The following is a 13,636-nucleotide window of genomic DNA, read 5'->3' as shown; positions in this document are numbered from 1 at the left end:
CGCGCAACCCGCTCCAAGATACTTTTTTCAGTCCGTCCACATCCCCGTCCGGACCGGCCAAGGTGCGGGATCGCCCCCTTAAATCCCTAGTCCGCGTAACGCGCGCGAGGATCGTGAGCGTCCTCGATCTCGAGCTGCACGCCATTTCGGCCCATGTAGTCGTCAGGCTTGAGCTTGCCGACGACGTCGAGGGGGCCGCCGCCCGCCAGCAATCGCTGCCCCAGCGGGGTCTCGGCGCTTCTCCAGCTGATCGCCTTGATGCGGTCGCCCGTCGGCCCGACCAGGTCCATACGCACGTGCCCGCCCTTCAGCGCCGAGACGCGCTCTGGCCGCACCTGGCTCAACGCGAACAGGGGTTCGGGGTTACCCGGCCCGAACGGCGCGAGACGCTGAAAGTCATCGAGCAGCGCACGGTTCGCCGCGCGAGGCTGGACCAAGGCGTCGACCTCCACGGCCTCCACGCCCACGGCTTCCATCTCCCCCGCCAGGCGCTCCTCCAGAAAGGCGCGGAACTCGGGAATCATCTCGGGACGAATCGACAGCCCGGCCGCCATGGCATGACCGCCACCGGCCATCAGAAGGCCGGCCTCGAACGCCGCCTGGATCGCCCGGCCAAGATTGACCCCGGGCTGCGACCGGCCCGAGCCCTTGCCGACATTCGCGGCCCGATCGATGCCGATCACCACGACTGGCTTGCGATAACGCTCACGCAGGCGACCCGCGACGATACCGATCACGCCCGGGTGCCAATCGTCGCCCGCCACCACGATCACCGGCGCGTCGGGATTGAAGTTGCTGCCGCGCTCCAGCATCGCGGCTGCCTCTTCGACGACGGCCGCCTCGACGGCCTTTCGCTCGGTGTTCAGGCTGTCGAGCTCCTCGGCCAGCGCCCGCGCCTCCAGCGGATCGTCGGTAGACAGCAGCCGCGCACCAAGATCGGAGCGACCGACCCGGCCGCCGGCGTTGATGCGCGGCCCCAGGATAAAGCCCGCCGTGAACACTGACGGCTCGCCCGAGCCTTTGCCGACTTCAAACAACGCCTTCAGCCCGGGATTGGCCCAGGCGCCCATGGCCCGAAGACCCAGGGCGGTCAGCGCGCGATTGAAACCAACCAACTGGGTGACGTCGCAGACCTCGCCCAAGGCGACGAGGTCCAGCCATTGGCGCGGGTCGGGCTGCGGTCGATCCTCGGTAAAGAGGCCACGCTTGCGCGCCTCGCGATTCAGCGCGGTCAGCAACACGAACGTCACCCCGGCCGCCGCGAGCACGCCCTGCCCGCTTGGACAGCCCGGCCGGTTTGGATTGACCACGGCCGCGGCCGCCGGCGGGTCCTCGCGCATCAGGTGGTGGTCGATCACCACGACCTCCAGCCCGATCTCTCCGGCGCTGGCGATGGCGTCATAGGCCGCCGCGCCGCAATCGAGGGTGACCACGAGCTCAGCGCCGCCGTCGCGGATCTTGCGGAACGCCGCCGGGCTCGGGCCATAGCCCTCGGTCAGGCGGTCGGGGATGTAGATCGGCAGCTCGACGCCCATATGGCGGAACCACCGGACCAGCTGCGCGGCGCTGGTGGCGCCGTCGACATCATAGTCGGCGAACACCATGGTCGGGCGACCGCGCTCCAGCGCGTCGATCAGGATTTCGGCCGCCCGGTCCATATCGGTGAACAGCGATGGGTCGGGGAACAGGGCCTTGAGCGTCGGGCGCAGATAGTGCTCGGCGTGCTCCAGGGTGACCCCGCGCGACACCAGCGCCTTCGCCAGGGGCTCGGTCAGGCCGTGACGCTGCTGAATTTCGCGAACCACGGCGAGATCGGCCGGCCGCTCGCGCCAGCTACGGCCGCTCAGCGAGCGTTCGACGCCGAGGAAAGCGCTGGGAGAAATCGAGGTGACACCATCGGCGGGCATCGGGGGAGCCTAGCTTGTCGCAAGGATTCGAACCATGCGGCGCCCGCACGACAGGGCCGGACGTGCGTCAGCCGGCGCGCATCTCGGCCCGGATGACCTCGACCTCGTTGGCCGAGCCCAGGACGACGGGCACGCGCTGATGTAGCTTGGCCGGCTTGATATCCAAGATTTCGGTCAGGCCTTCGATCGACTTGCCGCCCGCCCGCTCGACGAGAAGGCTCATCGGATTGGCCTCGTACATCAGGCGCAGCTTGCCGGGCTTGTCCGGCTCGCGCGCATCCCAGGGGTACATGAAGACCCCGCCGCGCATCATGATCCGGTGGACGTCGGCCACCATCGAGGCGACCCAGCGCATGTTGAAGTTCTTGCCCCGCGCGCCGTCCTTGCCCTGCAGGCAGCCGTCGATATAGCGGCGCACAGCTGGCGCCCAGTGGCGCTGATTGGACATGTTGATCGCGAACTCAGCGGTGTCCGGCTTGATGGCCAGGTCCGGGTGGGTCAGCAACCAGCGCCCGTCGGCGCTGAGCGTGAAACCGTTGACGCCGCCCGACAGCGTGACGACCAGCATCGTCTGGGGCCCGTAGACGGCATAACCCGCCGCCACCTGTTTGCGGCCCGGCTGCAGGAAGTCACCTTCGGTCGGCGCATGGCCGGCCGGTGCGGGCAAGACCGAGAAGATCGTTCCAACCGAGACGTTGACGTCGATATTGCTGGAGCCGTCCAGCGGATCGAAGGTGACGAGATAGCCGCCGACACGGCCCGTGGGCTCGACCTCTTCCAGCTCTTCCGAGGCAAGCCCGGCGACAGGACCACAGGCCTTGAGCGCGTCGCTCAGCATGTCATTGGTGATGACGTCGAGCTTCTTCTGCTCTTCATCCTGCACGTTCGTGCTGCCCGCCGCCCCCAGGCTTCCCGACAGCGCGCCTGACGCCACGACGCGGCTGATCCGCGCGCAGGTGTCAGCGATCGCCAGGACCACGTCCTTCAGGGCGGCGTCCGCCGGCTCGGCCGCGAGCCGGGCGGCCAGGTCGACAAAAGCAGTCATTCTCGTCCTCGAACCGAAATCAGGGCGGCCGATCTAGGCGACGGCCGTGACAGGAAGATTTCAGACCTTCCGCTTCATCCGAACTTCACGGACGGTGCCCGTCGAAGAGTTCATCACCAAGGTATGGGTGTGAACACAGCCGTCCCGATAGACGACTCCGTCCAGAAGGCCGCCCCGCGTCACGCCCGTGGCGGCGAAGATCGCTTCGTCGCGGACGATCTCGTGCAGGTCGTACTTCTTGTCGAGATCCGTGACGCCCCAGCGCGCGGCGCGGGCGCGCTCGTCGGCGTTGCGGAACAGCAGACGCCCCTGGAACTGGCCACCGACGCACTTCAGCGCCGCGCAGGCCAACACGCCCTCGGGCGCGCCGCCGGATCCAAGATAGAGATCGATGCCGGTCGATGGGTCCGTCGTGTTGATCACGCCGGCGACGTCACCGTCCGTGATCAGGTGAATACGGGCGCCCACAGCGCGGACACTGGCGATGATCTCGGCGTGACGCGGCCGGTCCAGAACACAGACCGTGATCTCGGAAGGCGCCACACCCTTGGCGTCGGCGACGGCCTGAATATTCTCGGCGGGCGAACGGTCCAGATCGATGACCCCCGCCGGCAGGCCAGGACCGCAGGCGATCTTGTCCATGTAGGTGTCGGGCGCGTTCAGCAGTGTGCCCTTCGGCGCCCAGGCCATCACCGTCAGCGCATTGGGCTGGGACTTGGCCGCCAGGGTGGTGCCTTCCAGCGGGTCCAGCGCGATGTCGATGCGGGGGCCCTTCCCGGTGCCGACCTTCTCGCCGATGTACAGCATCGGCGCCTCATCGCGCTCGCCTTCGCCGATGACGATCTCGCCATCGATATCCAGTTCATTGAGGGCGTTGCGCATCGCGTCGACCGCAGCCTGATCGGCGGCCATTTCGTCGCCGCGGCCAAGCATGGTCCACGAGGCGATGGCGGCGGCCTCGGTCACGCGAACGGCGTCCAGGACCAGCGCGCGGTCCAGGGTGTTCGAACTCATCCGTTTCTCCCGACCGCCCCGATCGAGGCGGCCTTGTTCCCAATGTCGCCTTCGTCGCCCGTTTTTTGCAGGTCGTTAGATGCGCGCGACGCGCAGAAGGCGCGGACGCTCTAGCACGGTCTGCAGCTTTTCGATGCGGCTAATCGCGTCCAGGAGGTTTGATTCTGGCGTCGCATGGGTAACGAGCACGATCGGCACCCCACCCGCCCCTTCGACAGGCTTTTGCAGGAAGCTGTCGATCGAAACGCCGCATTCGGCCAGGGTTTCCGAAATCGCCGCGATCACGCCCGGCTGATCCTGCACCATCACGCGCAGATAGGCCTTGCCCACTGCCTTCGACGGATCGATCGAGACGAAGGGCTTCAGGTCGCCGGCCGGCGCCTGGAACACGGGGCGTACAGCCTTGGTCATCACGTCGGCGATGTCGGCCGCGACCGCCGCCGCCGTAGGACCAGCGCCCGCACCCGGGCCCTGCAGGAAGATCCGGCCGATGCGCTTGCCCTCGATGAACAGGGCGTTGAGCGCCCCGCCGGCCTGGGCCAGCGGATGATCCAGCGGCACCAGCGACGGATGCACCTTCACCGCGACGCCATCCTCGGACTTGGCCGCGCCGGCGATCAGCTTGATCCGGTAGCCCAGGTCCTTGGCCAGCTTGATGTCGAGCAGGTCGACCTCGCTGATGCCCTCGATCTCGGCGGCGGCGAAGTTCGGCGCGCAGCCGAACGCCAGCGCGGCCAGGATGCTGACCTTGTGACCGGCGTCGAAACCGCCGACGTCCATGGTCGGATCGGCCTCGGCGTAGCCCAGACCTTGAGCCTCGCGCAGCACGTCAGCGAACGAGCGACCGGTCTTCTCCATCTCCGACAGGATGAAGTTGCAGGTTCCGTTGAGGATGCCGGCCACCGAGACGATGTCGTCGCCCACCAGGGCCTCGCGCATCATCTTCACCGCCGGGACGCCGCCCATCACGGCCGCTTCGAACAGCAGCGGGGTGTTGGTGGCTTCGGCGAGGGCAGCCAACTCGGCGCCATGCTCGGCGATCAGGGCCTTGTTTGCCGTGACCACCGGCTTTCCGGCCTTTAGGGCGGTCTCGACGGCGGCCTTGGCCGGACCATCCGAGCCGCCGACCAGCTCGACGAAGATGTCGATCTCCGGCGAGGCGGCCAGCGCCACCGGGTCGTCGAACCAAACGAGGTTCGAGATGTCGACCGTGCGCGGCCGCGACTTTGATCGGGCCGATACCGCCGTCACGACCGCTTGGTCGCCAGCCGGCGCGAAGCCGGGACGCTCCGCCAGGAACTGCAGGAGCCCACCGCCGACCGTACCCAGGCCCGCGACGCCGACGCGCCAGGTCTTCTTCGTCATCTTCGAATCCTCGTTACGCCGTCCGACGCAGCCTTCTTAGGCCTGTTCCATCTTGTTGTGGGCCTTGGCCAGGATGGAGTCGGCGTTGGCGATGAATTTCTTCACGTTGCGTGCGGCCTGACGGATCCGGTGCTCGTTCTCGACCAGACCGATCCGCACATAGCCTTCGCCGTACTCGCCAAAGCCGATGCCCGGGGCGACGGCGACTCCGGCCTCCTCGATCAGCAGCCGCGAGAACAGCATCGAGCCGGCTTCGCGGTATTGTTCGGGGATCTTGGCCCAGGCGAACATCGAGGCCGGCGGGTTTGGAATGTCCCAGCCTGCGGCCTTCATAGACTTGATCAGCGTGTCGCGCCGGCTCTTGTAGATGCCGCGGATCTCGTCGACGCAATCCTGAGGACCATTCAGGGCCGTCGCGGCGGCCACCTGCACCGGCGTATAGGCGCCGTAGTCGAGATACGATTTCACACGCGCCAGGGCCGCGCAGATGCGGGCGTTGCCGACGACCATGCCCACGCGCCAGCCGGCCATGGCGTAGGTCTTGGACAGCGAATTGACCTCGACGGCGATGTCCTTGGCCCCATCGACCTGCAGGATCGACGGCGGCGGATTGTTGTCGAAATAGATCTCGCCGTAGGCCACATCGCTGATCACCAGCAGGTCGTGTTTTTTGGCTAGGGCGACCGCGTCCTTGTAGAAGTCGAGATCCACCCACTGGGCGGTCGGGTTCGACGGGTAGGACAGGATCAGCACGCTGGGCGGCGGCACCGAGTGCTTCACCGCGCGGCTGATGTTGGACAGATACTCCTCGGGCGACAACGCCGGCACGTGGCGGATGATGCCGCCAGCCATGATGAAACCGAAGGCGTGGATCGGATAGGCCGGGTTCGGGCAGATGATCACGTCGCCCGGACCCGTCAGGGCCTGGGCGAGGTTGGCGAAGCCCTCCTTGGAGCCCAGCGTGGCGATGACCTCGGTGTCCGGGTTCAGCTTCACGCCAAAGCGGCGGCCATAATAGTTGGCCATGGCCTTGCGAAGGCCTGGAACGCCCTTCGAGGCGGAATAGCGCCCGGCCTTGGGGTCGCGCGCGGTCTCGATCAGCTTGTCGACGATGTGCTGAGGCGTCGGCATGTCGGGATTGCCCATGCCGAAGTCGATGATGTCGGTGCCCTCGGCGCGAAGCCGGGCCTTGATCTTGTTGACCTCCTCGAAAACGTAAGGCGGGAGGCGACGGATACGGTGAAAATCGGTGCTCATGAGGGCTCTATGCGCCGCTTCGGCGCTTTGGGAGCGAAAGTCGGGCATGGATAGACCCCAAGCGGGGTCAAGCCAAGCCAGCTAAAGGAAGATTATGCCTCCGTCGCCCTACTGGGGCTGTGACGGAGGCGCGCTAGCTCGGCCGCGCGCGGCGCGGGCGAAGGCTTCGGTGTTGGCGCGGTCGGCTTCCGTAGGAGCCTGGAGGGCCGGCGGATTGGCCTCGCGACGCGCCTTTGCGGCGTAAGCCTCGGAGTCCTTCAGTTCCCAGGTGTTCGGCGCCGTCGCCTTGGCGAGCGCCGCGCCGGCCGCCTGCTGCTGCGCGACCTTGGCCCGAATCTGGCCGTCCGTCGGCACATCCGTCGGAACGACGGGGATGTCGGAGAACTTACGGCGCGGCCCCTTGGCCTTTGCGGCGGCTGTCGCCGCGGCCGCGACGGGAGAACTGGGATCCACCTGGCTGGACGAGAACGGGCTCGCGCAAGCGGTCGCGCCGGCCGCGAAGCCGAGGATCAAACCGATGCGCACGATTTTGCGGGTTTCGCCGTTCATCTTGTTTCTGGTCTTATGCGATGATCGCGGCGAGCGAAAGGCGTTCAGCGCTTTTCTCGAACCGGCTTTGGACTCGCGGAGGAAACCCCATGGCCACGGCGAAGGCCGCCCCCAAGGCTCGAAAGAAAGCCGCGACAAAGGCCGACGAGGCCACAAAGGCGGAGAAGATCGCCTCGAAGCCCAAGGCCGCCGCCAAGTCAGGCAAGCCGAAAGACAAGCCTGAATCCCCCCAGCTTCCGCCCCAGAGCGATTCGGCCCGCGCCGCGCCGCCGCCGCCGCCGCCGCCGCGGGGTGACGCCCCGCCCTTCCCGCCTTTTGAGTCCATGCTCTCGCCCGACCAGTTGAAGATGGTCGAGACCCTCTCGGCGAATCTCGCCCGCGCTGCCGTCACCGCCCAGGGCGCGATCGCCGAGGCGGCGCTGCGCCAAGCCGACCGTCCCGCTGCCCTGACGCCCGACCCGTTCCACGTCGCCCCCGCCTTGAACGAGGTGATGACGCGGCTCGCGGCGCAGCCCGACCGGCTGATGCGGGCTCAGGCCGACCTCTTCGGCCAATACATGGAGCTCTGGCAGACCGCCGCGCGTCGCGCCGCCGGCGAAGACGTCGCGCCCGTGGTCGCACCCGCGGCCGGCGACAAGCGCTTCAACGACCCGGATTGGGCGTCGAACCCGATGTTCGACCTAATGAAACAGTCCTACCTCTTGTCATCGAACTGGCTGAACGGCCTGATCGCCGAGGTGGACGGCGTCGACCCCGCCACAAAGCGCCGGGTCGAGTTCTTCACCAAGATGCTGACCGACGCGTTCTCGCCGTCGAATTTCCTGATCTCGAACCCGGCCGCCCTGCGCGAAGTCGTCCAGACTCAAGGGCAAAGTCTGGTGCGCGGCATGGAGAACTTCGCGGCCGACCTCGAGCGCGGCGGCGGCCAGTTGGCGATCAGCCAGACAGATCTGGCCAAGTTCAAGGTCGGCGAAAATGTCGCGACCGCGCCCGGCAAGGTCGTCTACCAGAACGACATCCTGCAACTGCTGCAGTTCGCCCCGACCACGGACACAGTCTGCGAGATCCCACTGCTGATCTTCCCGCCGTGGATCAACAAGTTCTACATCATGGACCTGCGGCCCGAGAACTCGATGATCCGTTGGCTGACGGGTCAGGGCTTCACGGTGTTCGTCGCCTCTTGGGTCAATCCCGACCAGACGCTCGCGGCCAAGACCTTCGAAGACTACATGTTCGAGGGCATCTATGACGCCGCCCAGCAGGTGATGACCCATTGCGGTGTCGATCGCGTCAACACCGTCGGCTACTGCATCGGCGGCACCCTGCTCTCAGTCGCCCTGGCCCATATGGCCGCGCGCGGCGACAAGCGGATCAACTCGGCCACCTTCTTCGCCGCCCAGCAGGATTTCGCCGAGGCCGGCGACCTTCTGCTGTTTACCAACGAAGAATGGTTGCAGTCCATCGAACAGCAGATGGACCAGGCGGGCGGCTTCCTGCCCAGCCAGTCGATGGCCGACACCTTCAACGCCCTGCGCGGCAACGACCTGATCTGGTCGTTCTTCGTCAGCAACTACCTGATGGGCAAAGAGCCGCGCCCGTTCGACCTACTGTTCTGGAACGCCGATCAGACGCGGATGCCCAAGGCGCTGCACCTGTTCTATCTGCGCAACTTCTACAAGGACAACGCTCTGACCACCGGCAAACTCAGCCTGGGCGGCGAACGGCTGGACCTCTCGAAGGTCAAGATCCCGATCTATGTACAGTCCTCGAAGGACGACCACATCGCGCCGTATCGCAGCGTCTATCGCGGCGCCAGGGCGTTCGGCGGTCCGGTAACCTTCACCATGGCCGGTTCGGGTCACATCGCCGGAGTCATCAACCACCCCGAAGCCAAGAAGTACCAGCACTGGACCAACAGCGAGCTGCCGGCGGATGTCTCTGAGTGGATCGCCGGCGCTCAGGAGCATCCCGGCTCCTGGTGGCCGCACTGGGCGGCCTGGCTCAAGGCCCGCTCGGGAGACCAGGTTCCGGCCCGCGACCCAGCCAAGGGCAAGCTGAAGCCGCTGGAGGACGCTCCGGGTTCGTTCGTGCTGGTAAAGTCACAACCCTGACGACAAGTGCGAGATTCTCCCCCGCAGGGCCAACAGCGAACCCGGTTCGCCCAAAAGTCGCCAGGATCATGGCCAAGCTTCCGCGCCATGCGCACGCTCAACCGACGGACAGCCTTAGGGTTCTGCGCCGCCGCGCCACTCCTGGCGCAGGCGGATCTTAGCCACGCCCTGATCCCGGACGCCGGACAAGAGCTGGCCGCCGCCGCACGGGCCCAGATCGGCGTCACCGTCACCTATGACGCCAGCTACCGTTCGATCGGCTATCCGAATGGCGATGTGTTGCGGACCAGCGGCGTCTGCTCGGATGTGCTGATCCGCGCCGCGCGTGACGCGTGGGGCATCGATCTGCAACAACGCGTGCATGAAGACATGAAGGCGGCGTTCGACGCCTACCCATCGCGTCGCGAATGGGGGCTCACGTCACCCGACGCCAATATCGACCATCGGCGGGTGCTGAACCTAGAGGCGTTCCTCGCACGCCAGAAGGCCAGGCTCCCCCTCCCCGCGCCCCGCCTATTGGGCGGCGACGCGTTCGACGCGGTTGCGCCAGGGGACATCCTCACCTGGCGCCTGGCGGGCGGCCGGCCGCATCTGGGGATCGCGGTCAGCGGACCTGCGCAAGTGCGCGTGGCGCACAATGTCGGCGATGGCGTCAGGGAAGAGCCACTGTGGCGCTTCAAGCTGCACAAACCCGCCGGCCACTACCGCTGGCGGGTCTGAGACATGCCTACAGGCCTGCGGCCTCATCCAGCCCGAGCGCGATGTTCAGGTTCTGCACCGCCGCGCCTGACGCGCCCTTGCCGAGGTTGTCGAGCAGCGCCACCAGACGCGCCTGACCGCCGGCGTCAGAACCGAACACGAAGAGCTTAAGGCGGTTGGTGCCGTTCAGGCCCTCGGGGTCCAGGGTCGTCAGCGCCTTGGCCTCGTCCAGCGACGCGACCTCGACGAACGCCTCGCCCTCGTAGTGCTTGACCAGCGCCGCATGGATGTCGGCCAGAGACGGCGCGCCGTTCAGGGTCGCCAGATGCAGGGGCATCTCGACGATCATGCCCTGGGCGTAGCGGCCGACGGCGGGTGTGAAGATCGGACGGGTCAGCAGACCGCCGTGCTTCTGCATTTCCGGCACATGCTTGTGGCTCAGCGAGAGGCCGTAGATGAAGTACGGCGCCCGGGTGTGGTCGGCGGCGCTCTCATCCTCGAACTGGGCGATCATCGCCTTGCCGCCGCCGGTATAGCCCGAAACGGCGTTGTACGAGACAGGCAGCTGGGCCGGCAGGATGCCGGCGCTGACCAGTGGCCGCGTCAGGGCGATCGCACCGGTCGGGTAACAGCCCGGATTGGAGATCCGCTTGGAGGCCGCGATCTTGCCGCGCTGCTCGCTATCGAGCTCGGCGAAGCCATAGGCCCAGCCCTCGGCTGTCCGATAGGCCGTCGAGGCGTCGACGACCACTGTGTCGGGGTTGGTCACCAGCGAGACGGCTTCCTTGGCCGCGTCATCGGGCAGGCACAGGACCACCGCGTCGGCGCTGTTCAGCATCGCCGCGCGTGCGTCGGCGTCCTTGCGCTTGTCCGGGTCGATCGAGATCAGCTGCAGGTCGGTACGACCGACCAGACGCTCACGAATCTGAAGGCCGGTGGTGCCGGCTTCGCCGTCGATGAAGACCTTGGGAGCGTTCGCCATGGCGGACTCCAATCCGAACAAGAGACAGGACAAGAAAAAGGGCGCTTCGGCTGAACCGAAGCGCCCCTTCCCGTAGACGTAATCGTCGCGATTAGCGCTTCGAGAACTGGAAGCTGCGGCGGGCCTTGGCCTTGCCGTACTTCTTACGCTCGACGACGCGGCTGTCGCGGGTCAGGAAGCCGTGCGGCTTCAGGACCGGGCGCAGGCCGGGTTCGTAATAGGTCAGAGCCTTCGACAGGCCGTGGCGGATCGCGCCGGCCTGGCCCGACAGGCCCGAGCCTTCGACGGTCACGACGACGTCGAATTGACCCAGACGGTCGGTCACTTCCAGCGGCTGGGCGATCATCATGCGCAGCACCGGACGGGCGAAGTAGACTTCCTGGTCACGACCGTTGATCGTGATCGAGCCCTTGCCCGGCTTGATCCAAACGCGAGCGATCGCGTTCTTGCGCTTGCCGGTCGCATAGGCGCGGCCTTGGGCGTCGATCTTGGGTTCGGCCGGAGCGGCAGCTTCCGGGTTGCTGGACAGGCTGGCCAGCGCGTCAAAGCCTTGAGCGTCAGTCATAGCTTAGAGGCTCCGGATGTTCTTGGCGTTGCGGCCCGCGAAGTCGACGACCTCGGGGTTTTGCGCTTGGTGCGGGTGCTCACCGTTGTTGTAGATGAGCAGGTGGGTCAGCTGCTTGCGAGCCAGCGGGCTCTCCTTGGGCAGCATGCGCTCAACGGCCTTCTCGAGGACGCGCTCGGGGAAACGACCGCCCAGCACCTTGCGGGGGGTGGTTTCCTTGATGCCGCCCGGGTGACCGGTGTGACGGTAGTAGACCTTGTCATCCAGCTTCTTGCCGGTGAACTTCACCTTGTCGGCGTTGATGACGACGACGAAGTCGCCGCAATCGACGTGCGGGGTATAGTCAGGACGATGCTTGCCGCGAAGACGCATGGCGATGAACGAAGCCAGACGGCCGACAACGGCGTTCTCGGCGTCGACCACGATCCACTTCTTCTCGACCTCGGCTGGCTTCAAGGAAGCCGTGATCTTCTGCATGGGATTGATCCGTAATTTCTGGGCGTCCGAACCCGAGAAAACCGGTTTCGTCCGTGTGAGGCGCGGCATGTACGGGAGACGACGAGCACTGTCAACAATAGCGGCTCAGAAACTTGCAAAACTGAACAATTACAACGCACTAATGAAAGCGGTATTATAATACCTCATCACTGTGTTTCAATCGTCATGAAATGGCGGCATAGCGACTCCAGCCCCCCCTCGCGAGAGCAGACACCATGGCCGTATCCCGTCGAACGTTCCTGAGCGCCACCGCCACCAGCATCGCCTTCGCCGCATTCGCGGCCCGGGCCCAAGACGGCGGGTCTCCGGCTGAGACCTATCTGAACGAGGTCACAGGCTATGGCCCCCTGGTGAGCGACCCCAAGGGGATGATCGATCTCCCCGCCGGCTTCCGTTATCGCGTGATCGCCCAAGTCGGCGAGACGATGAGCGACGGCCTGATCCTGCCTGGCAAGTTCGACGGCATGGGCTGTTTCGCGGCGGGCGACGACAAGGTCCTGCTGGTGCGCAATCACGAGATGTCCGCGTCCGACATCGAGAAGACTGCGTTCGGTCCACGCCAGACCCTTATCGACCGCATCGATCGCAGTCGCATCTGGGACTTCAATGGCGATGGCGCAGCCCTTGCGGGCGGGACGACCACCCAACTCTACAATCTCAGGACTGGCCAAACCGAGCGCCAGCACATGAGCATCGCAGGGACCCTGGTCAACTGCGCCGGCGGTGTTACCCCCTGGGGGTCATGGCTGACCTGCGAAGAGACCGCGATCAAGGCCGGCGCCAGGGCCAGCAAGAACCACGGCTATGTGTTCGAGGTGCCCAGCGCCCATGTTGGCCTCGTTGAGCCCGTCGCCCTGACCGGAATGGGCCGTTTCGAGCACGAGGCCGCCTGCGTCGATCCACGCACCGGGGTCGTCTATCTGACCGAGGACGTCGCCGACAGCCTCTTCTATCGCTACCTTCCCAACGACCGCCGCAATCTCGCGGCCGGCGGCCGTTTGCAGGCTCTAGGCCTGGTTGATGCACCCGAGGGCGGCGACACCCGCAACCAGCGGGAAAAGTCCTTTCCGACGGGCGGCTGGAAGAATGTACGCTGGATCGACCTCGACGGCGTCGATAGCCCCGATAACGATCTGCGCAGGCGTGGCCACAAGGCCGGCGCCGCGATCGTATCACGCGGCGAAGGCCTCTTCTTCGGAGAGGGCGAGCTCTATTTCACCGCCACCGCAGGCGGCCCCAAGGGCGCGGGTCAGATTTTCCGCTATGTGCCCAGCCCCTTCGAGGGACAACCGGGCGAGGCCGATCAGCCGGGCAAGCTGCAATTGTTCGTCGAAAGCCAAAACACCCGCGTGCTCGACTATGCCGACAATCTGGTGGTGGCGCCGTGGGGCCACGTCATTGTCTGCGAGGACCGTTACTCCGACACGCTGCGCAATCACCTGCGCGGCGTGACCCCCGAGGGCAAGGTCTACACGCTGGCCCGTAACGTCCACGCGGACAATTCGGAGTTCGCAGGCGCGTGCTTCTCCCCGGACGGCGGCACGCTGTTCGTCAACCTGCAGAACCCGGGCTTCACCCTGGCCATCTCCGGGCCGTGGGGCGCGGTGAAAGTCTAGTCGGCGCGCGCCTCGCCGCCCTTTCCAA

12 protein-coding genes are annotated in these 13,636 nt (G+C 66.1%); 3 read left to right on the top strand and 9 right to left on the bottom strand.

Going from position 1 to position 13,636, the window contains the following annotated elements:
• Nucleotides 1–86: 86 nt before the first annotated feature.
• The 6 genes from recJ to OVA11_RS09995 form a co-directional block, all read right to left on the bottom strand.
• Nucleotides 87–1,907 (bottom strand): single-stranded-DNA-specific exonuclease RecJ, encoded by a 1,821-nt coding sequence (gene recJ / locus OVA11_RS10020; RefSeq protein ID WP_268067249.1) that lies wholly within the window; start codon nucleotides 1,905–1,907, stop codon nucleotides 87–89.
• 67 nt (nucleotides 1,908–1,974) lie between these two features.
• On the bottom strand, nucleotides 1,975–2,952 hold the full coding sequence (locus OVA11_RS10015; RefSeq protein WP_268067248.1) for a class 1 fructose-bisphosphatase: 978 nt from the start codon (nucleotides 2,950–2,952) through the stop codon (nucleotides 1,975–1,977).
• 60 nt (nucleotides 2,953–3,012) lie between these two features.
• A complete protein-coding gene (gene glpX / locus OVA11_RS10010; protein ID WP_268067247.1) occupies nucleotides 3,013–3,966 on the bottom strand; it encodes a class II fructose-bisphosphatase in 954 nt (317 codons plus the stop codon).
• Between the two features lie 75 nt (nucleotides 3,967–4,041).
• Nucleotides 4,042–5,331, bottom strand: coding sequence for a homoserine dehydrogenase (locus tag OVA11_RS10005; RefSeq protein WP_268067246.1), 1,290 nt, complete (start codon nucleotides 5,329–5,331; stop codon nucleotides 4,042–4,044).
• 36 nt (nucleotides 5,332–5,367) lie between these two features.
• Nucleotides 5,368–6,588: an LL-diaminopimelate aminotransferase gene (locus tag OVA11_RS10000; protein WP_268067245.1), complete on the bottom strand. Its 1,221-nt coding sequence runs from the start codon at nucleotides 6,586–6,588 to the stop codon at nucleotides 5,368–5,370.
• 108 nt (nucleotides 6,589–6,696) lie between these two features.
• Complete coding sequence (locus tag OVA11_RS09995; protein WP_268067244.1) at nucleotides 6,697–7,137, bottom strand: hypothetical protein; 441 nt, start codon at nucleotides 7,135–7,137, stop codon at nucleotides 6,697–6,699.
• Nucleotides 7,138–7,226: 89 nt separating this feature from the next.
• Between OVA11_RS09995 and OVA11_RS09990 the strand changes: the two genes are divergently transcribed.
• Together OVA11_RS09990 and OVA11_RS09985 are read left to right on the top strand one after the other, a co-directional pair.
• Complete coding sequence (locus tag OVA11_RS09990) at nucleotides 7,227–9,248, top strand: class I poly(R)-hydroxyalkanoic acid synthase (protein WP_268067243.1); 2,022 nt, start codon at nucleotides 7,227–7,229, stop codon at nucleotides 9,246–9,248.
• A gap of 87 nt (nucleotides 9,249–9,335) precedes the next feature.
• Nucleotides 9,336–9,968 carry a DUF1287 domain-containing protein gene (locus tag OVA11_RS09985; RefSeq protein ID WP_268067242.1) on the top strand — a complete coding sequence of 211 codons (633 nt, stop codon included), beginning with the start codon at nucleotides 9,336–9,338 and terminating at the stop codon, nucleotides 9,966–9,968.
• 7 nt (nucleotides 9,969–9,975) lie between these two features.
• Here OVA11_RS09985 and argC read toward each other — a convergent pair whose 3' ends face one another.
• From argC to rplM, 3 genes are all read right to left on the bottom strand, one after another.
• Nucleotides 9,976–10,929: an N-acetyl-gamma-glutamyl-phosphate reductase gene (gene argC / locus OVA11_RS09980; protein WP_268067241.1), complete on the bottom strand. Its 954-nt coding sequence runs from the start codon at nucleotides 10,927–10,929 to the stop codon at nucleotides 9,976–9,978.
• Between the two features lie 91 nt (nucleotides 10,930–11,020).
• Nucleotides 11,021–11,494, bottom strand: coding sequence for a 30S ribosomal protein S9 (gene rpsI, locus OVA11_RS09975; protein ID WP_004624294.1), 474 nt, complete (start codon nucleotides 11,492–11,494; stop codon nucleotides 11,021–11,023).
• Nucleotides 11,495–11,497: 3 nt separating this feature from the next.
• On the bottom strand, nucleotides 11,498–11,971 hold the full coding sequence (gene rplM / locus OVA11_RS09970; protein WP_010919253.1) for a 50S ribosomal protein L13: 474 nt from the start codon (nucleotides 11,969–11,971) through the stop codon (nucleotides 11,498–11,500).
• A 236-nt stretch (nucleotides 11,972–12,207) separates the two neighbouring features.
• Between rplM and OVA11_RS09965 the strand changes: the two genes are divergently transcribed.
• Complete coding sequence (locus tag OVA11_RS09965) at nucleotides 12,208–13,608, top strand: PhoX family phosphatase (RefSeq protein ID WP_268067240.1); 1,401 nt, start codon at nucleotides 12,208–12,210, stop codon at nucleotides 13,606–13,608.
• The last annotated feature ends 28 nt before the right edge of the window (nucleotides 13,609–13,636 follow it).

This window comes from Caulobacter sp. SL161, from assembly GCF_026672375.1.
In the GTDB taxonomy this organism is placed as follows: Bacteria; Pseudomonadota; Alphaproteobacteria; order Caulobacterales; family Caulobacteraceae; genus Caulobacter.
The sequence above is the reverse complement of the archived record's forward strand: the minus strand, read 5'-3'. Positions and strand labels throughout refer to the sequence as shown.